Origin of the sequence: Entomomonas moraniae, from assembly GCF_003991975.1 — a bacterium.
Taxonomy (GTDB): domain Bacteria; phylum Pseudomonadota; class Gammaproteobacteria; order Pseudomonadales; family Pseudomonadaceae; genus Entomomonas; species Entomomonas moraniae.
The window spans coordinates 596,119-617,347 of sequence record NZ_CP029822.1; the positions used below are offsets into that span (position 1 = coordinate 596,119).

At 36.4% G+C, this 21,229-nt stretch carries 18 protein-coding genes and 3 tRNA genes; 10 read left to right on the forward strand and 11 right to left on the reverse strand.

Annotated elements, in window-relative coordinates:
• Window positions 1–688 precede the first annotated feature (688 nt).
• The 3 genes from DM558_RS02835 to DM558_RS02845 all read right to left on the reverse strand — a co-directional run bounded on the left by DM558_RS02835 (window position 689) and on the right by DM558_RS02845 (window position 4,579).
• Entirely contained in the window at window positions 689–2,359 is a 1,671-nt protein-coding gene (locus DM558_RS02835) for a phosphoethanolamine transferase (protein WP_127161960.1), read from the reverse strand.
• Between the two features lie 182 nt (window positions 2,360–2,541).
• Window positions 2,542–3,906 carry a sensor histidine kinase gene (locus tag DM558_RS02840; RefSeq protein ID WP_127161961.1) on the reverse strand — a complete coding sequence of 455 codons (1,365 nt, stop codon included), beginning with the start codon at window positions 3,904–3,906 and terminating at the stop codon, window positions 2,542–2,544.
• Window positions 3,884–4,579, reverse strand: a complete 696-nt coding sequence (locus DM558_RS02845) for a response regulator transcription factor (RefSeq protein WP_127161962.1) — start codon at window positions 4,577–4,579, stop codon at window positions 3,884–3,886. The genes DM558_RS02840 and DM558_RS02845 overlap by 23 nt, the downstream gene beginning before the upstream one ends.
• Before the next feature lie 110 nt (window positions 4,580–4,689).
• Here DM558_RS02845 and DM558_RS02850 point away from each other — a divergent pair, with 110 nt between their 5' ends.
• Complete coding sequence (locus DM558_RS02850; protein ID WP_127161963.1) at window positions 4,690–5,364, forward strand: response regulator transcription factor; 675 nt, start codon at window positions 4,690–4,692, stop codon at window positions 5,362–5,364.
• Window positions 5,365–6,038: 674 nt separating this feature from the next.
• On the opposite strand, the gene DM558_RS02855 is transcribed toward DM558_RS02850, so the two are convergent.
• The 4 genes from DM558_RS02855 to DM558_RS02870 form a co-directional block, all read right to left on the reverse strand.
• Window positions 6,039–6,123, reverse strand: a tRNA-Leu gene (locus tag DM558_RS02855).
• A 19-nt stretch (window positions 6,124–6,142) separates the two neighbouring features.
• A tRNA-His gene (locus tag DM558_RS02860) sits at window positions 6,143–6,218 on the reverse strand.
• Between the two features lie 47 nt (window positions 6,219–6,265).
• Window positions 6,266–6,342 (reverse strand) — tRNA-Arg (locus DM558_RS02865).
• Window positions 6,343–6,554: 212 nt separating this feature from the next.
• A complete protein-coding gene (locus DM558_RS02870; protein WP_127161964.1) occupies window positions 6,555–6,995 on the reverse strand; it encodes a hypothetical protein in 441 nt (146 codons plus the stop codon).
• A gap of 121 nt (window positions 6,996–7,116) precedes the next feature.
• Between DM558_RS02870 and DM558_RS02875 the strand changes: the two genes are divergently transcribed.
• The 6 genes from DM558_RS02875 to ahpF all read left to right on the forward strand — a co-directional run bounded on the left by DM558_RS02875 (window position 7,117) and on the right by ahpF (window position 13,297).
• Window positions 7,117–7,482, forward strand: coding sequence for a GtrA family protein (locus DM558_RS02875; protein ID WP_228411797.1), 366 nt, complete (start codon window positions 7,117–7,119; stop codon window positions 7,480–7,482).
• A gap of 5 nt (window positions 7,483–7,487) precedes the next feature.
• Entirely contained in the window at window positions 7,488–8,420 is a 933-nt protein-coding gene (locus DM558_RS02880; protein WP_127161965.1) for a glycosyltransferase family 2 protein, read from the forward strand.
• Window positions 8,421–8,437: 17 nt separating this feature from the next.
• Entirely contained in the window at window positions 8,438–10,123 is a 1,686-nt protein-coding gene (locus DM558_RS02885; protein WP_127161966.1) for a DUF6056 family protein, read from the forward strand.
• Between the two features lies 1 nt (window position 10,124).
• Entirely contained in the window at window positions 10,125–10,859 is a 735-nt protein-coding gene (locus tag DM558_RS02890) for a hypothetical protein (RefSeq protein ID WP_127161967.1), read from the forward strand.
• A 186-nt stretch (window positions 10,860–11,045) separates the two neighbouring features.
• Entirely contained in the window at window positions 11,046–11,609 is a 564-nt protein-coding gene (ahpC, locus tag DM558_RS02895) for an alkyl hydroperoxide reductase subunit C (protein WP_127161968.1), read from the forward strand.
• 125 nt (window positions 11,610–11,734) lie between these two features.
• Window positions 11,735–13,297 carry an alkyl hydroperoxide reductase subunit F gene (gene ahpF, locus DM558_RS02900; RefSeq protein WP_127161969.1) on the forward strand — a complete coding sequence of 521 codons (1,563 nt, stop codon included), beginning with the start codon at window positions 11,735–11,737 and terminating at the stop codon, window positions 13,295–13,297.
• A gap of 95 nt (window positions 13,298–13,392) precedes the next feature.
• Here the strand turns inward: ahpF and DM558_RS02905 are convergent, their stop codons facing one another.
• The 3 genes from DM558_RS02905 to ettA form a co-directional block, all read right to left on the reverse strand.
• A complete protein-coding gene (locus DM558_RS02905) occupies window positions 13,393–13,590 on the reverse strand; it encodes a hypothetical protein (RefSeq protein ID WP_127161970.1) in 198 nt (65 codons plus the stop codon).
• Window positions 13,591–13,598: 8 nt separating this feature from the next.
• Entirely contained in the window at window positions 13,599–13,805 is a 207-nt protein-coding gene (locus tag DM558_RS02910) for a hypothetical protein (RefSeq protein WP_127161971.1), read from the reverse strand.
• 980 nt (window positions 13,806–14,785) lie between these two features.
• The gene (ettA, locus tag DM558_RS02915; protein ID WP_127161972.1) at window positions 14,786–16,450 is read right to left on the reverse strand and encodes an energy-dependent translational throttle protein EttA; all 1,665 of its coding nucleotides are present in this window, start codon (window positions 16,448–16,450) and stop codon (window positions 14,786–14,788) included.
• Between the two features lie 115 nt (window positions 16,451–16,565).
• On the opposite strand from ettA, the gene DM558_RS02920 reads away from it, so the two are divergent.
• Complete coding sequence (locus DM558_RS02920; protein WP_127161973.1) at window positions 16,566–17,009, forward strand: hypothetical protein; 444 nt, start codon at window positions 16,566–16,568, stop codon at window positions 17,007–17,009.
• Between the two features lie 133 nt (window positions 17,010–17,142).
• Here the strand turns inward: DM558_RS02920 and DM558_RS02925 are convergent, their stop codons facing one another.
• On the reverse strand, window positions 17,143–17,616 hold the full coding sequence (locus DM558_RS02925) for a hypothetical protein (protein ID WP_127161974.1): 474 nt from the start codon (window positions 17,614–17,616) through the stop codon (window positions 17,143–17,145).
• 186 nt (window positions 17,617–17,802) lie between these two features.
• Between DM558_RS02925 and glyA the strand changes: the two genes are divergently transcribed.
• Together glyA and glpQ are read left to right on the forward strand one after the other, a co-directional pair.
• Window positions 17,803–19,056 (forward strand): serine hydroxymethyltransferase, encoded by a 1,254-nt coding sequence (glyA, locus tag DM558_RS02930; protein ID WP_127161975.1) that lies wholly within the window; start codon window positions 17,803–17,805, stop codon window positions 19,054–19,056.
• Window positions 19,057–20,057: 1,001 nt separating this feature from the next.
• Window positions 20,058–21,116 carry a glycerophosphodiester phosphodiesterase gene (gene glpQ / locus DM558_RS02935; RefSeq protein WP_127161976.1) on the forward strand — a complete coding sequence of 353 codons (1,059 nt, stop codon included), beginning with the start codon at window positions 20,058–20,060 and terminating at the stop codon, window positions 21,114–21,116.
• Window positions 21,117–21,229 lie beyond the last annotated feature (113 nt).

Genomic DNA, 21,229 nt, shown 5'->3' on the forward strand with positions numbered 1-21,229 from the left:
TGTAGTGGAAATATAAAACGTTTATCATTACATAATGATAGATAATCAAAAGGCTAGCTTATGCTAGCCTTTTTACTTTTCTTAGAACCTATCATTAATATTCAACAGTCAAATAGTTACCAAAACAGTTATCACTTTATTGCCATCCTTGAAATACTCTATTGTTTCCTTGTCGGCTTACTTTGGTTTCAAAACAGATTCTAGCAAAGTCTTCTTGATAGCATTTGCCGTTATTAATTATTAGCGAGTATCTGCCTCCCGCATTAGCAACTATAAGATATGACAAAGTTCCAGATAAAACCCAACTAAGTACCAGCAAATCATTCACATTTGCCTCATCACAAGCACAACTGACCTACAACAGCAATGATGCATATAATCAACCGTAATCGTGGACTGGATACACGTTTTAAGATGCATTTCTATAAAAGAATGCTTTATATAACCTTTCTTAGAGGTTAACTGGTTAGATATAAACGGCCTTCTTTGGCTGCGTAATGGCCTCTACTTAGGTTTTAACTGTAAGATGGAGTGTTATAGGTGAATGGCTCGATGATAAGGGGTTCACTTATTTTTTGAGATATGTTATCGAAGAGGGGGGATGTAGGTGCTTTGTAAAAGTTAGGGGATTAGGTATGGCCTACCTAATCCCCTTGGTATTAAGTGAAAATATTATTTGATGAACCTGTTATTCGTATTCACAACTCTTAAATATATCTAACGATGGGTCATATTCCTTTGTTGAAACATCAAGGGCACCTAATACAGTGTGAAATAAGTTATCGTGTGATACGTTTTGATCATTCTTTGCCTTATCCGCTAAACAAGTTTTATTGATGCGGTGGTTATTCATAAAGCTATCAGATAACCAAAAAATCATCGGAATATGTGTTTGCTGTTTAGGTGCAATTCTATAAGGTGCACCGTGTAGATAAAAACCATCTTCCCCTAACGATTCACCATGATCAGACATGTATAACATAGCGGTTGAGAACTGATCGCTGTGCTTTTTAAGTAGCTCAATAGTTGAGTTAAGTACAAAATCAACATTAACAATGGTATTGTCATAGGCATTAACTAACTCTTGTTGTGAGCAGCTGTCTATTTCTGTACTTTTACACGCTGGGGTAAATTTTTCTTGATCCTTTTGATAGCGCTCATGATAGGCAGGACCATGACTACCGTTGGTATGTATTACAATAACGGTATCATCTGTGCGCTCATTAATGTATTGATCTAGTCCATTTAACAATTGAATGTCATAGCAAAGCCCCCCTTTACAGAGTTCTGCCGGTTCTGTCTTATTAATCTCAAGTGTTGGTACACGGTTACATACCTCTTTACAGTTGGAATCATTATCTTTCCAATATACATTAACCCCTGTGCGCGCAATAATATCGAGTACGTTATCTTCATTAATTGCTAGAGTACGGTCAAAGCTTTTACGTGGCATATTTGAAAACATACAAGGAACAGAAATAGCAGTGGCTGTTCCACAAGAACTAGCATGTTCAAAATTAAATAAGTTTGATTGTTTTGATAACAAGGGATTTGTCTCACGCTCATAACCATTAAGTGAAAAGTTTTGTGCCCGTGAAGTTTCACCTACAACGATAATGATCAGTTTCTTTTTCTGTGGGTTAGTTGCTATTTTTCGTTTAGCATCTTCCCCTATATGGGTGAAAGGCACTTCTGATTTATAGTGTTTGTTAACCATATCGCCGAGAGCATAAATATAATTGGTGGGAGAAATTAGTTTTAAGGTTGATTTATTGGTTTTGAGGAAAAAACTATATTCACCCGGTAGTGAAAAGTAGAGTGCGCCTAAAATAGCAACAGAGATGAGAATATTAACAGTCCGTAAAGTTGCTGATTTTAGAAATGATATTTTTTTAACTTTGATGAAGAAGATTACAAATAGACTTGGTAATAAGCCAAAAATAATAAACCATAAGACAAGTTTGCCATTGAGAAGGGTGATTGCTTCATAAGTGTTGGTTTGAAAGATATTAACCAACATGTCATTATCAATATAGATACCATAAAATAGAGAAAAATAGCTACCTAGAGCACTACAGCAAAGGAGTATAACAAGTAGCGGTTTTCTAATAGGTTTTACAAAGAATAAAGTAAAAAGAATATTGAGAACGCAAAAAATAAAAATAATAAAAGAACCAAATAAAAGATAATCATCTTTATTATTCATGCTTAATGCATCGATAACTTTTGCAAAAAAGGCAATATTAAAGCAAGCAGTAAACACTAATGCACTGACCCAAATAAAGCTTAAACTATTGCATTGGATAATGTTTAGTTTACTCGTAACGGATTGTAGTTTTTTATACAGTGTTGTCAACATCTTGAACTCAACTTAATTAAAACGGGTTATTTAAAAACTATGGAACTGTGAGGACTACTTTAAATAAACTTGCTTACCAAGGAGTTCATCGTTAAATAAATAAAAGTTTATATAGTTTGAAAATAACTAAAATACAAATAGAAAAGGCTGAGTAATCAGCCTTTTTTATGTTGGAATTTAAGCTAGTAAGATAGGGTCAAACAGATACAACAACCGGGGTTTGCATCTTCAATCGTTAAGGTCATATTGTGCATGTGCGCAACTGCAGCGACCATGCTTAACCCTAAACCATTACCAGGCGTATGACGGCTACGTTCAGAGCGGTAAAACCGTCTTAGTACGTCTTTTCGCTCTGCGTCTGGAATACCAATGCCTGTGTCAGTGACCTTTAACAAAATTTTTTGTGGGGTATTCTCCAGTGTTACGCTAACATGGCCATGGCTAGGGGTGAATTTAAGGGCATTGTCTAATAAATTACTAAGGGCATCAAATAATAGGTATTGGTCACCTTGAATAATAAGCGGTTTGTCTTTTTTATGTAGGGTGAGTTCGATTTCTTTTTCTTCCGCCACGGGTTCATAAAACTCCACCACATCATTCACAATGGTATTTAAATCAACAGTGGAAAAGTTTTGACGTTGTAGGCTATTTTCTACTTCCGAAATTTTTAAAAGTGATTTAAAGGTATAGAGTAGCGCTTGTGCTTCTTCTATGGCCTGATTAATTACTTGTTCGTACTCTTCTTTTGTGCGCTCTTTTCGTTGCATACGTTCTAGCCCTGCGAGTAACCTTGTGAGAGGGGTGCGTAGGTCGTGGGCAATATCATCACATGCAGTTTTTAAGTGTTGCATTAATCGCTCAATTTCATCAAGCATTTGGTTTAAGATCTGCGCGAGCAGATTAATATCATTTCTTTTGTTATTAACGGGGAGACGCTCTTTTAAATCACCTTGAATTATTTTTTTAATAGCGGCGGTGGTTTTATCCAGTTGCCTCTGGGCACTCTGGCCGATCAAGATGGCACCAAGACCTCCCATGATTAAGATAATTCCTAAACTTGAAAGCATTGCCCCTACCAGTAACTCATTAAACTCGTGAAGGCCACGAATATTCGAGGAGACGATAACGATAATGTTTGAGTCAGGGATTTTGTATAAAATACCACGCAAGACAAGGCGTTTTGAGTTACTAATACGCCGTATATAAAATTCGTAAGGGATATTAAATTCTATTTTTTCAGGAAGTGATCTTAAATCGCCAGCAATATGTTGTCCTTTATCGGTAAATAAACTAAGAGGCTCTAAAAGACTAGAGTCATTTTTAACAGATTTTTCTATAAGACTTTCTAGCTGTTCTATTGGGATCGTTTTTATTTGAGCAGCTCGGGCTTGTAATGATTCATCGACTTCTTTAATCATGTAGTGCGTTGTTTTCCAGTAAATATACCCGAATAAAAGCAATACAGAAAAAATAAAGATAAGTAAAAAGGTAACTGCAACTCTAAAGCCCGTGGTATGCCAAATTTTATTTAATCGAACGAAGGACATAGCCCGCTCCCCGAACAGTTTGAATCATAGAGAGTTCATCACTGGTATCGATTTTTTTTCTTAACCGTCCCATATGCACTTCAATCACATTCGTTTGGTCATGGTAGTGATATTGCCAAACGGCTTCAAATAACATGGTTTTTGTGACGACTTGATCGGCATGTTCGGCGAGATAGATTAGTAATGCGTACTCACGGGGAACTAAGTTAATGTCTCTAGTCCCCCGTTTGACTTCGCGTTTTAACAAGTCGATTTCCAAATCACCAATCATGAGTTTGTTTGATGTTGGTTCTGTATCTTTTTGAATATAGCGTCTTCTTGTTAATGCATCAATTCGAGCGGTTAACTCAATAAACTCAAAAGGTTTGCAAAGATAATCATCACCACCTGCTTTTAGTCCTTGTACGCGTTCATCCAATTGAGATAAGGCGCTTAATATAAGTACAGGGGTTATTACTTCGGCATTACGCAGTGATAGTAAAACGCTTAAACCATCTAGCCCCCCAGCTAGCATGCGGTCTAATACAATCGCATCATAAGGATTTGCTAATGCTTTGATAAGACCGTCGCGTCCTGTTAGTGCAGTAGTCACCATAAGGCCATGATCTTGCAGTGCTTCTTTTATTTCTTCCGACGTTTTTAAATCATCTTCAACGACAAGAATGTGTTTCATAGTATCTTCTGATCTTAATGATATATTTTAGATTGATAGTATGCCTTATAATAACCCCTTTGTATGTCGCCAAAATATAAATAAAAGTTTAACTTTGATTAGGAGATAGTTTGAGAGTACTTGTTATTGAGGATGATAAGCGCACCGCAGAATATCTTTCTAGTGGGCTAGGACAAAATAATTATGTTGTGGATGTTGCACATGATGGTTTAGAGGGTAGGGACATGGCATTAGAAGGTATTTACGATATTATTCTCGTCGATCGACTATTGCCAACGCTTGATGGTATTAACCTTGTGAAGCAATTACGTGAAAAGCGTTTGATGATCCCTATTCTCATGTTAAGTGCATTAGGAACCCCTTTGCATAAGTCAGAGGGGCTACAGGCTGGTTGTGATGATTATTTAAGTAAGCCTTATGCTTTTATAGAATTAGTCACCCGCTTAGAAATTTTATTAAATCGCTATCGTAATAATATAAACACCAATGTATTGCAAGTAGAGGATTTACAATTGGATCGTGAAACTCGAATCGTTACACGAGCAGGAAAAGTTATTTCTTTGCAATTGCGTGAGTCGTTGATTTTAGAAAAACTTATGTTGAATAAAGGTCAAGTAGTGACTCGCCTCTTGTTATTAGAAAGTGCGTGGAATTATGCATTTGACCCCAAAGATAATATCATCGACAAGCATATTTATAAACTACGCCAGAAAATGGATATAGGCTTCTCTAAGCACTTAATTCATACAGTTACAGGCCAAGGGTATATGATTAGGGAATCATAAATGATGTTAGTTAGTATTTTTGGTGTAGCAAGGGTAGGATGCTTTTATAAAATTATTCATTACCTACAAACATAACTATAAACTTAATGTGATTGAGGGAGTAATTGACCGTCTGCACCACCCAATGAAAACAACACCCAAGGTTATGTTAAGCGTGCTTTTAATAATCTAGACGTTAGTCCAGAGAAGCTATAGAGCTAACGGATCAAGTACTATTATTACTCGTCATATGCAAGTAATAGCTAAATAAGTGCTATTAAAAACTATTTCTATGTCGCCTAAGTCGTAGCTTTAGGTTATCTCTACTACTTGATTGATCGGTTAGAGAGTACAAGAACTAAAAGACTATCAAGAGAAATTAACCCATGAGTAAACTGAAAACAATAAGCTAGGTGATAGCATTGCTAACCGAACTAAGCGTTGTATGTCAAAATCAGTTGCCTAGTGTCTACTAATACAACTACCACCAACAAGCCTGATGCAATTACCGTCCAACTTACGAAAATGTTAGACAAGATTACTTACGTATCAGATTCGAAATAGCAAAAACTAAGGGGTAGATATTGGATTACAGTCTTGTATTTAAGAAGTTTGTTTAAAATAATTGCGGAAACGGTTTAAAGGAAGCTAATAAAAAAGCCTTGTATTTTAATAAATACAAGGCTTTTAGTATTTGGTGCGGACGGAGAGACTTGAACTCTCACACCTCACGGTACTGGATTCTAAGTCCAGCGCGTCTACCAATTTCACCACGTCCGCATATATTGTTGTTAATTAATGGGGTGGACGATGGGGATCGAACCCACGACAACAGGAATCACAATCCTGTGCTCTACCAACTGAGCTACGCCCACCATTACAAACCTATTAACTAACTTGCTTAATTCCCGTTCAGGCAATATGGCGCGCCCGGCAGGATTCGAACCTGCGACCACCCGCTTAGAAGGCGGGTGCTCTATCCAACTGAGCTACGGGCGCTCTTTTTAGAGCTTAAGATTCGAGTAAGTGATACTTTCAGACCCTTTGCCCCATTGCTAAGCTATGTTCGTTAAGCGGTGCGAATATTAACTAGAATAATAGATTAAGTCAACGCTTTTTTATAAAAAATATTTTTTTTGGTGTTTTGTATATCAAAAATAAAAATATATTTCTCTTTAATAGGCTGATTATAGGCATTATTAGCTATGTTTTTATGCTTTTTTTTGTTTGGGTTTACTTTGATTGTCGTCCGAGTTTTTTATTATAATGAGGTGGAAGTGGTCGATGTCATCCTCAATTAATGAGCGACGTATGGTGATAATGATCATAAAACCAATGATGAGCATAATAAAGGTAGCAACCCCACCGAACACGATGGCTGTTATTCCACATAGTAAGAAGTAAGGGATAATGAAGATAATGGTCCGTTTGCTGACTTTCTCTGATTTTGCAAAGCGATAATTAAGGATTTGTAACTCGTCATCTTTCATGGCGAGTGCTTTATTGCAATTTTTACACTTAATTGCCTTGTGTGCTCTAAGGTCTGTAATCTCTGTGTAGTCAGCTTGCCAGATGCTATTGCAATGGCTACACTCAAAATCGGCCTGTTTATAAATGGGCATTTTTTGTGTTGATTGTGTCGAGCTTGCCATGAGAAATCCTTAATGTAAGTGCTTTATAGGGTGTAAACACTATATAATAAACGAGAATCTTATTTTTTTCTAATCAGCCGTGAGTTTTGTTGGTTTCATTTGTTATGTTGGTAAGTTCGTCATGATGTCGATTATTCACAAACTAGGGCGTTATACTGCTGTAGGCATTATCAATACCGCTATTCATTGGTTGGTTTTTTTATTAGTGTATTATATGTTAAAAACAGATCAATCGTTGAGTAATTTAGTGGCTTTTTTAGTGGCTGTTAGCTGTTCATTTTTTTTGAATGGTTATTTTACTTTTAATAGTCGTTTAAATATAAAACGTTATTTTTTGTTTATAACCTTTATGGGCTTGATAAGCTATTTAGTTGGCAGGTTAGCGGATACAGCTCACCTATTGCCAGTCTTTACATTGGTTATTTTTACAATGATTAGTTTTGTATTAGGTTTTTTATGGTCTCATTTTATTGTGTTTAAGAAGTGATTACTATGCTAATTTCTTTAGTAGTACCCGTTTTTAATGAAGAAAGTACAATACCTTTATTTTTGTCTGAAATTAATAATAATGGATTACTAGCGGATTATTCCTTAGAAATTATTTTTATTAATGATGGTAGCACAGATAATACAGAGCAGATTATCACTGCTGAGGCAATGAAAAGTTCTAATATTGTTGCTGTGAATTTTTCTCGTAATTTTGGTAAAGAGTCCGCTCTGTTAGCAGGTATTTTCCAAAGTACTGGCGATGCTGTTATCCCTATTGATGTTGATTTGCAAGACCCTATTGATGTTATCCCCATGATGATTGAGCGTTGGCAAGAAGGGTTTGATGTTGTATTAGCAAAACGTGCTGATCGTTCAAGCGACTCTTTTTTTAAGCGGGCGACCTCTAAATTATTTTATATGGTTTATAACAATGTAGTTGAAAATAAAATAGAAGGTAATGTAGGCGACTTTAGATTAATGAGCCGACGAGCTATTGAAGCAGTTAAAGAGTTGCCAGAAAACAATTTATTTATGAAGGGCTTGTTGTCTTGGGTTGGTTTTCCTACCACGGTTATTGAATACACTCGTGTTGAGCGAGCGGCTGGAAAGACAAAATTTAAATTCCTGAAGTTATTTAATTTGGCTTTAGATGGCGTTACCTCATTTAGTAATGTCCCTTTAAGATTTTGGAGTTGTTTAGGTGGGACAGTTGCTTTTATTTCTTTTCTTTTTGCTATGAAAATTGTGTTGTCTAAATTAATTCTTGGTAATCCTGTACCGGGCTATTCTTCATTGATGGTCGCTATTTTGTTTTTAGGCGGTGTGCAGTTAATAGGGATTGGCGTATTAGGTGAATATATTGGGCGAATTTATAAGGAAGCTAAACACCGACCTCGCTATATCATCAAGTCAATTATTGATAAAAATAGGGAATAGCTATTTTGAAAGGATGTATGAATAATACAGTATGTTTAACAGTCGCTATTCTTATTCTCTATGTAACTACTTTTTTTATTGTTTATTTGAGTCCAATGCAGTCAGATGATTTTTCTTTTTATTTCATGGGAACATCGATTAGTAAACATTGGCATTTTTATATGACATGGAGTGGTAGGGTCGTTGCAGACTATATTTCAACATTAATATTAGCGATTAATCACCCTGTTATTATCACGGTTATTTCAAGTGCTGCGTTACCTATATTAATTTATAACATAGCAACTACGCCATATTATCAAGATAAAATTAACCCTAAAAAACAATTAGTGTATACATTGATTATTTTGTGGTTTGGTTATTGGTTGGCTAACCCTGCGTTAGGGCAAACAACTTTTTGGGTCGTTGGGGCCGCCAATTATTTATGGCCACTAGTTTTTGTTTCTTTCTTATTTAAGTATTTACTAAGATGCCTCCCTGAGGGAAAAATCAATAAGATAACAGTGCTCATTTTAATTGTGTTATCTATTCTTTCAGGGTGCTCTAATGAGGCTACAGGGGCACTTATCCTTTATTGTTTAGTCTTGTTATATGCGTGGGCATGGTTTAATAAGCTAGCTAATCGCTCGATTATTCTTTTGTGTTTCGTGGCTGTATTTATGGGGTTTTTAGTACTGTTATTAGCTCCAGGCAATATGGTTCGTGCAGCCAGTCCTGACTATTCGGTTTGGCGTTCAATGGCTTTTGATGAGCGACTTTATAACCATTTTTATGATGTTATGCCCAGTATTTTAAAAGGGTATGGAGTTATTTATTTATTGTTAATTTGGGCCTTTGCGCAAAGTTATCGTCTGCTTCAAAAAAAGGATTATCAATTATTGATTATTTGGCTGAGTTCGACGGTTGTCTTTAGCATTATTCTCATTGCTTCTCCTCATGCAGTAGTTGCTAGAACGCACCTAACAGGCTTGTTTTTTTTACTGGTGGCTTTGTCTTTTCTACTTGAAAAAGCTTTACAGCAGAAAGTAAGTAAAATGGGCGTAGTGTTATTTATTGCGCTTTGTATTACCTTTTTATCATCCTATATTTTAGTTTTTTTGGCTTATCAATCAATTAATAAGCAAAGCAATATCCGTACTGGGATTATTGAAGAAGCTAAAGCCCGTGGTGAGCAGGCAGTCGTTATACCTAACTATTATAAAGGGTTTGTTTTGCGTACGGGGGATTTCCCCGAGTTAGATTACCATAGTGCCGATATGATGGGGCGTTATTACGGCGTAAAAGCTATTAATTTAGTATTTGCCGATTTTGATTACGCTACATTGCTAAATAAGCCTTGTGAGACGCCTTATAATAGAGTGGACGACTATATCCAATGTATTTATACACAGACATTTTTAGGCTCAGATATATTGCGGTTTGTAGTGATGTTTGATCCAAAAATCACAATGTTAGAAAAGGAACACCGTCAGTTTAGGTTGAGAGTGAAAAATACATTGAAACCAACCGACCCTAATTATTATGAGCTAACAATGCCTTTGCGCATTATTAAAGTGGGTGACTATTATTTTGCATCGGCTGATATGTTGCTAAGTTTACTTGGTGTTAAACAAAATCCAGCGTTGATTGTTAGCGTTTATAATTATGATGTAAAACAACCAAGTGCTGATACAATACCTTCAATTTCGATACAGGTTAAATAAAATGAATATTCTTAAAAATACTGCAATTGTTTTTTTCTGTTTATGCTCAATACCTTTGGCGCAAGCAGACAACTATGATGAGTTATATAAAGCATCTGGTTGGCCGGTACAAGTTGAGCATTTTGACTCAGCATTGCAGATGATGCAAAATCAGTACAAGGACATGTTACCCCCAGTTTTCTATCAATCGGTCGTTGGGTTTAGTAGCCAACGCTTTGAGCCTACAGCTATGAATCAACGAGGTCTATCCGCACTAAAGCAAAGTTTAGTGAATCCTAATCCCGCACTGGTTTTTTTTGACTCTGCATTAGGTAAAAAGATTGTTAAAGCAGAAACAGAGGCGACCACAGCAGAAAACTTACAAAAAAATCAACAAGGTGTTCCTGTTATTAAGATAAGTAATGAAAGGAAAGTACTTTTTAAAGAGTTAGCCGCTGCTATTCCTTATCGTCAAGCAACTGTGGATGTTAGTACATCATTGACAAGTACTATGGGTGATACCGTCGACAGTTTATTTCCAGGAATGGGGCTAGGCAGTAGTATTAAACAGATTACACCAACAAAAGCTCAAATTCAGCAGCAAGTAGATGCTCATTTGAATGATATTTTAGTTTATGTTTACCGTGATTTAACGGATCAAGAATTACAACAGTTTATAGTTTTTGCAAAATCAACGGAAGGGAAGGAGTACTATCAGTCGGCACAAAAAATAATCATGGCAAGCTTAAATAAATAGAAACGTTTGTCTAGTGTTTTTGGCTGGTTTTATTGTGGTTAATAGGGTATTGTGAAGTTAACACTGTAATCGATGATTAATAAAATTAATTAGGACCATCGAATTAATTAATTTTTAAATGTTGTTTAGTGGTTATATAATAGGTTCCATAAGTTAATCAAACCGTAAATAAAAAAGGAGTGACATATGTCTCTTATAAATACAGAAGTAAAACCATTTAAAGCACAAGCATTCCACAATGGTGATTTCAAAACTGTTACTGACGCAGATTTAAAAGGTAAATGGTCTGTTGTTTTCTTTTATCCAGCTGACTTTACATTCGTTTGCCCAACAGAGCTAGGTGACTTAGCGGATCATTATGAAGAATTCAAAAAATTAGGTTTTGAAATTTACTCAGTATCAACTGATACTCATTTCACTCATAAAGCTTGGCATGATACTTCAGACACTATTAAGAAAATTCAGTACCCAATGATTGGTGACCCAACTGGTACTATTTCTCGTAACTTCCAAGTAATGATTGAAGCTGATGGTCTAGCTGAGCGTGGTACTTTCTTAATCAACCCAGAAGGTGTGATTAAAGTAATTGAGTTGCACGATGGTGGTATTGGTCGTGATGCGAAAGAACTTTTCCGTAAAGCACAAGCAGCTAAATACATTGCTGAACATCCAGGTGAAGTTTGCCCAGCTAAATGGACTCCAGGTGAGAAAACATTAGCACCTTCATTAGATTTAGTTGGTAAAATTTAATTTTACGTAATTACCCATCTTGATTATTAGATGGGTATTAAAAAATTAAATAGAAATATATGAACGCCTGGTTATCTAGTTGGCCGGGCGTTTTTATTCTCACTTAACTCCAAGGGAAATCTCAGATGTTAGATGCAACTTTAAAAAGTCAATTAAAAACCTATCTTGAGTGGTTAACTAAACCCATAGAGATTGTAGCCTCTTTGGATGAGAGTGAAAAATCTCAAGAAATGTTAACCCTTTTAAAAGAGATTGAATCTCTTTCAGATAAAGTTAGTTTAGATGCTGCGGGTAACGATAGCCGTAAGCCATCTTTTGTTGTAAAACGTGTTGGTGAAGAAATTGGTGAAGTCCGTTTTGCCGGTATCCCTATGGGGCATGAGTTTACTTCACTTATATTGGCATTATTACAAACCGGTGGTCATCCACCTAAAGTAACACCTGAAATGATCGAGCAAATTAAAGGGCTTACTACAAAGCTTCATTTCAGAACCTACATTTCATTGTCTTGCCAAAACTGCCCAGATGTAGTGCAAGCGTTGAACACGATGGCGATTTTAAATCCTAATATTAGCCATACCATGATTGATGGTGCTATTTTTATGGATGAAGTCAGCCAATTACAGATTATGTCTGTGCCTACTGTCTTTTTAAATGATGAGCTTTTTGGCCAAGGCCGTATGACGTTACAAGAAATTCTTGCCAAGGTTGATACAGGCGCAAGTGCCAGAGAAGTGGACAAACTTAATGCTAAAGAAGCATTTGATGTATTGATTGTAGGTGCAGGGCCCGCGGGGTCAGCAGCGGCTATTTATACTGCACGTAAAGGTATCCGTACGGGGATTATTGCAGAGCGTTTAGGTGGGCAAGTACAAGATACTTTAAGTATTGAAAACTTTATTGCTACCATCGAAACAGAAGGCCCTAAGCTTGCTATGCAGTTAGAAGAGCATATTAAAGCGTATGATGTTGATATTATGAGCTTACAATGTGCTAAAGCTCTAATTCCTGCCGCAGAAAAAGGTGGTTTACACGAAGTTCAATTTGAAAGCGGCGCACGTTTAAAAGCCAAAAGTGTTATTCTTTCAACGGGTGCACGTTGGCGCGAAATGAACGTGCCGGGAGAGAAAGAGTATAGATCTAAAGGGGTGGCGTATTGCCCTCATTGCGATGGCCCATTATTTAAAGGCAAAAAAGTAGCCGTGATTGGTGGTGGAAACTCAGGTGTTGAAGCAGCCATTGACTTAGCGGGTGTTGTTAGCCACGTAACTTTATTAGAGTTCGGTTCTGAACTACGCGCTGATGCCGTGTTGCAGAAAAAATTGGCCTCTTTACCTAATGTAGAGGTAATTAAAGAAGCACAAACAACAGAAGTATTGGGTGATGGCCAAAAAGTGGTTGGCTTAGCTTATAAAGACCGTAAAACTGATGAAATGCACAAAATAGAATTAGCCGGTATTTTTGTACAAATTGGTTTAGTCCCTAATACTGACTGGTTAAAGGGAACGCTTGAACTAAGCCCACAAGGGGAGATTGTGATTGATAACCGTTGTAAAACCTCTGTTGATGGTATATTTGCAGCGGGTGATGTAACAACTGTACCTTATAAGCAAATCGTTATTGCTGTGGGTGAGGGGGCTAAAGCAGCACTTTCATCATTTGATTACTTGATTCGTTTGGGTAATTAAAAAAGCAGAAATAAAAAAGGAGACTAGAGTCTCCTTTTTTTACATTGTATTTAGATTAAAACCTATTTCTAAATTTGCTCTTCGTCCCTCACTCTTTAAAGAGATGAGTCTGCTTGATAAATAATGGGGTTAATATGAGCACCATTAAGTCCTACCGATATTCTTAATCCTGCACTGTCCTCAGTCGTTGTTGTCAACACGGATCCATCTACAGGACCATGGCAATTATGATCAGCACTTACTGTGTGCGCTCCTTCAGGGACATAAAAAATAGCTTTTTCAGATGTTTCCAATTGAGCTGCTAATTTGCCATCAATATAGAATTTGACGCCACATAAAAACCTTGGTATCCACTGTCTCTGGTAACCAATATTTTCGCGGGTTGACTTTTATCTTGAAAGGTATAAAGTCTTTTTGATGGAACAGGTTTTGCCTGATCAAATGGAATCGGTTTCGTAGCACATCCAGCTAAAACAACAAGGGCTAAAAAAATAACTGTTTTTTTCATAGAGACTCCAATAAAAATAATTTATATCGTCATGCTATTCGCTTGTATAAACAAAAAAATTGTTAAAAAGTCTATGATCCAACTAAAACTATCAAATAGTCTTAACAAAATATTTATGGCATTGGGTAAGTTAAATAAAATAAAAAAGAGATTTGCATTCTAATTATTGTGGCTTTTTTAGATAAGTATTAGAGTTTGATCTGTTGCTATTAAACTTTATTTAAATAGAAAATGAACAAAGAGTAAGGGAGGTATTAGCCTCCTTTATTAAGGGATCTGTTAGAAATAAAACTTAATGGCAGTGATTATTTGTATTCATACAATAAAGCATTTAAAAAAAATAAAAAGATAATGTGATAACCTCCATCATAGTATTTTTACAAGACTATCTTAAAATGATTTAGAAATCAGGGTATTCTGCATATTCGATGTCATTTTCTGTCAACCTATTTAAACCATCTTCTTTTAGCATGCTATTGAAGTAGTTTATTGTGTCCTCTAAAGCCTAATCAATAGTTTTACCAGAACCTATTGCATTTTCTGGATTTCCATCAGACTTCCGTTTTATCTTTAAATCAGTTCTTCCTGTATATGAACCATTCTGACTTTAATTTTAGCATAGGGTACAACCCCACCATCCAAACAGCAAACTCTGCAACTGTTTTTTCAATAGTGCTAACATTCTCTAATTTTAAATTATGCCACATAGCTTATTTGCCTCATTTTTGTGTTAGTAAACTTAGACCGTCACGTCATAAAATTAAGTGTTATTTTCCACTAGATAATACTGGCGTGCTTATAAATAGTAAGAGAGTAAAAATACTTTTTAATAAAGTAACTGAAATTATATGGTATGAAAGAGATTGAGAGTGTTAAATATATTTATATAAAATAATAAAGCAAGGCGCTTTTAAAAAAGAAATAAAGATAATAAAAAAGAAGCCTACCAATGTAAGCTTCTTTGTAGTTCATAAAATGAGCTATTTTATTTTTTTGTAACGTACCCGATGAGGTTGCGTTGCTGCATCCCCTAAGCGTTTTTTACGATCTTCTTCATATTCTGTGTAGTTGCCTGCAAAGAAAGTCACCTGTGAATCATCTTCATAAGCCAGAATATGGGTACAAATACGGTCTAGGAACCAACGGTCATGCGATATCACAATGGCCGCACCGGGGAAGTCTAATAAGGCTTCTTCTAGGGCGCGCAATGTTTCCACATCAAGGTCGTTTGATGGTTCATCGAGTAGTAAAACGTTACCACCTTGTTTTAAGGTGAGTGCTAAGTGTAGGCGTCCACGTTCACCGCCTGATAAGTCTTTAACGAATTTTTGTTGGTCAGTACCTTTGAAGTTAAAACGTCCAACATAAGCACGAGAGGGGACTTCATAGCCACCGATTTGAATGATGTCAAAACCATCTGAGATTTGTTGCCAAACGGTTTTATCACCTTCTAAGTTGTCGCGGCTTTGGTCAACACAAGCTAGTTTTACTGTTTCACCTAGCTCAATAGTGCCTGAATCTGGTTGTTCTGTGCCCATAATCATTCTAAAGAGGGTTGATTTCCCTGCACCGTTACCACCAATAACCCCCACAATAGCCCCTTTAGGTACAGAGAAAGTAAGATTATCGATCAGTAAACGATCACCATAGCCTTTAGAAACATTATTAAACTCAATAACCTTATCCCCTAGACGAGGACCAGGTGGAATATAGATTTCGTTCGTTTCGCTACGTTTTTGGAATTCTTGCGATTGCATTTCTTCAAAACGCGCTAAACGTGCTTTAGATTTAGATTGGCGTGCTTTTGCACCTTGTCTAACCCACTCTAATTCTGATTTCATTGCACGTTGGTGTGTTGCTTCTTGTTTAGCTTCTTGCTCTAGGCGGGAGGCTTTAGCTTCTAACCAACCAGAGTAGTTACCTTCATAAGGAATACCATGACCACGGTCGAGCTCAAGTATCCAACCTGCTACATTATCAAGGAAGTAGCGGTCATGGGTTACTGCAACAACAGTTCCTTCAAAGTCATGTAAGAAATGCTCAAGCCATGCCACTGATTCAGCATCTAAGTGATTGGTTGGTTCATCGATTAATAGCATGTCAGGTGCCGACAATAATAAGCGACATAAAGCAACACGGCGCTTTTCTCCACCAGATAGCTTGTCGACTTTAGCATCCCATTCAGGCAGACGAAGAGCGTCAGCCGCAATTTCAAGTTGACGCTCTAAGTTGTGGCCATCAGAAGCTTGTACAATAGCTTCTAATTTAGCTTGTTCAGCAGCTAGTGCATCAAAGTCAGCATCGGGTTCAGCATAAGCTGCATATACTTCGTCTAAACGTGCTTGGGCTTGCTTAATTTCATCAACCGCTTCTTCTACCACTTCACGTACAGTTTTGTTAGGATCAAGTTGTGGTTCTTGAGGTAAGTAACCTACTTTAATCCCTGGCATTGGGCGTGCTTCACCATCAATCTCGGTATCAACGCCAGCCATGATTTTTAAAAGGGTTGATTTCCCCGCACCATTTAAACCAAGCACACCAATTTTTGCACCAGGGAAAAAAGAAAGGGAAATATCTTTTAGAATTTCACGCTTCGGAGGAACGACCTTGCTCACCCGATTCATTGTATAAACGTATTGTGCCATAGTAACCTGTATTCTTTTGAAAAATGTATAGTTAAATATATTAGTCTATTTTACCTGTTATACTGGTGGTTGTGTAATTATTTATTATTGATAATTGTGTAAGTTTGGCGTGATTATGAATCGAAAGTCATTGATTGTGTTAATGGGCAGTATTTTATCGGTTATTAATTTAGCCTGTGCCGATCCACTTCTTGAAAAAATGGGAAATGTTGCTAAATCGGATAACAGTGGGAATACAACCTATTATTATGATAGTTCAAGTCATCGCGTTGGTAAATCAGTGGTTAGTGGTAATACTATTACTTATTATGCTGCAACCGAACATACACTAGGCAAAGCCGTTAAGGATGGCGGTAATGTGACTTATTATAATAGCAGTGGTGTCAGAATAGGAGGATCTAAAACCAATAATAGTAGGACAGATTATTATGATAAAAATAATAAACATCAAGGCAGTTCACAAACCAATAATAATAGGACAGACTACTATAATAGTAATAATAAACGTGTAGGGAGCTCAGATAAAAGTGGTAATGTAGAGCAGTATCGACGCAATTAATGGGCGACTAAGTTGTAGTTTCTAGCGTGGGTAGTATATTTAAAGATCATTTCGGTTGAATACTTGTATTGTATCTATAGACCACGACGGCTTTTATGGTGAACAGTGGTCTATAAATATTAAATGAGTCAGTTTATTGAGTTTTAGTTTGCTCAATGAGCTTCTCAATGGCTCCATTGCTATCAAGTTGTTCGCTGAAGTTTACAGCCGCTTCTTGGACGACAGAATTCGACATTAGCGTCATCATAGAAACCTCCCCCAAAGTTTTAAAGCTAATGAAAATGCCTTGTTCTGGTTCATATTTTATAACAGAGATAAATTCGCTTTTACAGTCTTGGGTAATTAATCGCGCAAAAAGATCGATGGCAGTTTTTTCAATTGCTTTTTGTTGCTCAGGGGTAATGCTTGTGAACTCTTTAATATCGGGATGTTGAGCAATCACAGAAAATATCCATTTGGCTAGATTTTTACGGTCTTCTTCATTGGTGTTTTTTACTAAGCACTGACTAAGCTGGTCTGCATAATAACCAGCATAAGCATTGTTAGCTCCTATAATAAAACATAGTAAACCGATAGAGAAAGTTAATGATTTTTTTAATCGTTTCATGGCTTTCCTTACATTATTTACAATATTAGACAGAGTACATGTTAATAATAGTATAGTATTTGATAAGTATTAACTAGGTAACGTGATTAAAATTTGAGTGAGACTGAAAAGCTTTCATATACGAATTATTTAAATATAGGGTAAAATACCCCTTTTATCGATATTCATCCACTGTAGAGGATTGCTATGTTTAGCCGTGATTTAACTATTGCTCGCTTTGACCCAGAAATTTATGCCGCGATGGAAGGCGAGGCGCAACGTCAAGAAGACCATATTGAGTTGATTGCTTCAGAAAACTACACCAGTCCCGCAGTGATGGAGGCGCAAGGCAGTGTCTTAACTAATAAGTACGCAGAAGGTTATCCAGGTAAGCGTTATTATGGCGGTTGTGAATATGTAGATGTGGTTGAGCAAATAGCCATAGATCGTGCTAAAAAACTATTTGGAGCTGATTATGCAAACGTGCAGCCTCATGCCGGTTCTCAAGCAAACAGTGCTGTTTACATGGCATTATTACAACCAGGCGATACTGTGTTAGGTATGAGCCTTGCACACGGTGGGCACTTAACACATGGCGCAACTGTGAGTTTCTCAGGTAAAATTTACAAAGCAGTACAATATGGCATTACAGCAGATGGCTTTATTGATTATGATGAAGTAGAACGCTTAGCCGTAGAGAATAAGCCAAAAATGATTATTGCAGGATTCTCTGCGTATTCTCCAGTACTTGATTTTGCCCGTTTCCGTGCGATTGCCGATAAAGTAGGTGCTTATCTATTTGTCGATATGGCGCATGTGGCTGGCTTGGTTGCAGCAGGTGTTTATCCTAATCCAGTACCTTTTGCTGACGTAGTTACTACAACAACCCATAAAACATTGCGTGGTCCTCGTGGTGGTTTAATTTTAGCGCGTGCGAATGAAGAAATAGAGAAAAAACTAAACTCAGCTGTTTTCCCCGGAGGACAAGGTGGGCCTTTAGAGCATGTGATAGCAGCAAAAGCAATCTGTTTTAAAGAGGCGATGCAATCTGAGTTTGTGGCTTATCAAAAACAAGTGGTTACCAACGCTAAAGCAATGGCAGGCGTGTTCATTGATAGAGGTTTTGATGTGGTTTCTGGCGGAACTGAGAACCATTTATTCTTATTAAGTTTAATCAAGCAAGATATCACAGGTAAAGATGCGGATGCCGCTTTAGGCCGTGCGCACATTACAGTGAATAAAAACTCAGTCCCTAATGATCCACGTTCACCTTTTGTAACATCAGGATTGCGCATTGGTACGCCTGCCGTAACTACGCGCGGCTTTGGTGAGGTAGAATGTATCGAGCTAGCTAATTGGATATGTGATATTTTAGATGATATTACCAACGAAGCTGTTATCGAGCGCGTTCGTGGTCAAGTTGAACACATTTGTGCTCGCTTCCCCGTTTATGGTCGTTAATCATGGATTAGCTGTAATAAAGGGTTATTTTAAATAACCCTTTTTTGTACCACTAGTATTGCAGTATTTTCGTTTTTATCTTAAATGCAAAAAGCTAATCTATTATAAGTTTCATCCCATAAATATAAAAAGACAACATAACGTTGTATTCTTGCGGCTATAAAAATATCAAAATGCCTATAAGAATAAAGGTAGCAACCCAATAAATGGTAAAGTTATCTCTAGTTACTGAGTTATCTTTAACATCAGCTCTTTTAGGTGAGTATCCATCGTATATAATATTAATTATTCTTGTTGTTTCTATTCTATCTGTTTTATAGGTTCTGTTTTATTTGTTCGTGAATTCAGCCGCTATTTTGTAAAATTGTTGATTATTGACTTTGTAGGGCTGAGTACCCTTATTAGCTATTGCTTCTGTTTCTACGCCATTCAAAGCGTAAGACTAACAACGACGGGCGTACCAATTAATACAAATAGAATCTGATATTTTTTAAGATTCATTATTAGTAGAACACCCTATAATATACAACATAAAAATAATGCTTTAGACTCTTTGTCTAAATTTTGAATTGTGACCAGCGTTTTTAATAAAAAAGATTTACTACTTAAGCAACTAACTTAAGTAATCAGACTATAAATAGAGTTGACTAAAAAATAAAGGTTATTGAGATATGGATATATTTTTTATTTGCTTACTGATTGTATCATTTATAGCATTAATTTCTTTGTCGAGCGGTTTGTTATGGGTTCTCTCTCTGATATGTGTAGTGGTCAGTTTGGTATATCTAAGTTATAGGTATTTTCCAAATATATCTAATTTTATAGATGATTTCTTTTGATTCGCAGTCCTATAAATAGCTGATCTATATTAAAGTCTAAGGCTTGAGTTGAATAATAGTGTTGAAAGCTTATTGTTTTATAAGATACACAGTATTGTCATATTTAGAAGGTAAAATAATTTTATATTATTTTAAATACAAGCCCTTTTAAGGAAAAAAACGATGGGAAAAATATTTAGATTATTCTTTGTTCTTGGTTTATTAACGTTGGCATTTAGCGCACAAGCTTTTGATAAAGTGGTCATTGCTCATCGTGGCGCTAGTGGTTACCTGCCAGAGCACACCTTGCCATCAAAAGCAATGGCTTATGCACAAGGTGCTGACTATTTAGAACAAGACCTCGTGATGACTAAAGATAATCAACTGATTGTGTTACATGACCATTACTTAGACCGTGTTACGGATGTTGACCAAAAATTTCCTGAGCGGGCGCGTAAAGATGGACGTTATTATGCGATTGACTTTACATTAGATGAAATTAAAACATTGAATTTTACTGAAGGATGGACAGAGGTAAATGGTGTTAAAAAGCAAGATTATCCTGATCGTTTTCCGATGGAAAAATCAATATTTAAAATTCATACATTTTCAGAAGAAATAGAGTTCATTCAAGGGCTTAACCACTCAACAGGTAAAGAGGTTGGTATTTATCCTGAAATAAAAGCTCCTTGGTTCCATTTAAGTGAAGGAAAAGATATCTCATTAGCGGTGCTTGAAGTATTAAAAAAATATGGTTATACCACTAAAAAGGATAAAGTCTACTTACAGTCTTTTGACCCTAATGAGTTAAAACGGATTAAAACAGAACTGTTTCCCCAACTAGGGATGGATTTAAAGCTTGTGCAACTAATCGCCAAAACAGACTGGCAAGAAACGTTTGAAAAAAATAAAGAAGGCAAACTTGTTAACTATAACTATGATTGGATGTTTGAGCCTGGTGCCATGAAAAAAATTGCTAAATATGCCGATGGAATAGGGCCACAATATCCCATGTTGATTGATAAACGTTCCACCCCTGAGCATATTGTTCTGACTATTATGAGTCAAGAGGCTCATAACAACCATCTATTTATTCACCCTTATACGTTGCGTAAAGACCGATTACCGAGCTTCGCAAACAATATGGAACAGCTACACAATATTATTTTTGAAGTCGTTAAGAGTGATGGAGTGTTTACAGATTTTCCTGATTTAACAGTTAAGTATTTATCTACGCATTGAGTCTAAATTTATTTAAAAACCTGATCCTTGGGTTACAACTCGCATAGATAGGTATCTATTATAGTTCGATGACTCAGATAATCTAATTGGTAATGTTTTGATCTCTAAAGATA

What these genes read in the sequence shown, in the direction of transcription:
- DM558_RS02875 (WP_228411797.1), top strand. Translation starts at nt 7,117, where the DNA reads ATGATGTCGATTATTCACAAACTAGGGCGTTATACTGCTGTAGGCATT.
- ahpC (WP_127161968.1), top strand. Translation starts at nt 11,046, where the DNA reads ATGTCTCTTATAAATACAGAAGTAAAACCATTTAAAGCACAAGCATTC.
- ettA (WP_127161972.1), bottom strand. Translation starts at nt 16,450, where the DNA reads ATGGCACAATACGTTTATACAATGAATCGGGTGAGCAAGGTCGTTCCT.
- DM558_RS02880 (WP_127161965.1), top strand. Translation starts at nt 7,488, where the DNA reads ATGCTAATTTCTTTAGTAGTACCCGTTTTTAATGAAGAAAGTACAATA.
- DM558_RS02925 (WP_127161974.1), bottom strand. Translation starts at nt 17,616, where the DNA reads ATGAAACGATTAAAAAAATCATTAACTTTCTCTATCGGTTTACTATGT.
- DM558_RS02840 (WP_127161961.1), bottom strand. Translation starts at nt 3,906, where the DNA reads ATGTCCTTCGTTCGATTAAATAAAATTTGGCATACCACGGGCTTTAGA.
- DM558_RS02870 (WP_127161964.1), bottom strand. Translation starts at nt 6,995, where the DNA reads ATGGCAAGCTCGACACAATCAACACAAAAAATGCCCATTTATAAACAG.
- ahpF (WP_127161969.1), top strand. Translation starts at nt 11,735, where the DNA reads ATGTTAGATGCAACTTTAAAAAGTCAATTAAAAACCTATCTTGAGTGG.
- DM558_RS02910 (WP_127161971.1), bottom strand. Translation starts at nt 13,805, where the DNA reads ATGAAAAAAACAGTTATTTTTTTAGCCCTTGTTGTTTTAGCTGGATGT.
- DM558_RS02835 (WP_127161960.1), bottom strand. Translation starts at nt 2,359, where the DNA reads ATGTTGACAACACTGTATAAAAAACTACAATCCGTTACGAGTAAACTA.
- DM558_RS02920 (WP_127161973.1), top strand. Translation starts at nt 16,566, where the DNA reads ATGAATCGAAAGTCATTGATTGTGTTAATGGGCAGTATTTTATCGGTT.
- DM558_RS02845 (WP_127161962.1), bottom strand. Translation starts at nt 4,579, where the DNA reads ATGAAACACATTCTTGTCGTTGAAGATGATTTAAAAACGTCGGAAGAA.
- glpQ (WP_127161976.1), top strand. Translation starts at nt 20,058, where the DNA reads ATGGGAAAAATATTTAGATTATTCTTTGTTCTTGGTTTATTAACGTTG.
- DM558_RS02890 (WP_127161967.1), top strand. Translation starts at nt 10,125, where the DNA reads ATGAATATTCTTAAAAATACTGCAATTGTTTTTTTCTGTTTATGCTCA.
- glyA (WP_127161975.1), top strand. Translation starts at nt 17,803, where the DNA reads ATGTTTAGCCGTGATTTAACTATTGCTCGCTTTGACCCAGAAATTTAT.
- DM558_RS02885 (WP_127161966.1), top strand. Translation starts at nt 8,438, where the DNA reads ATGAATAATACAGTATGTTTAACAGTCGCTATTCTTATTCTCTATGTA.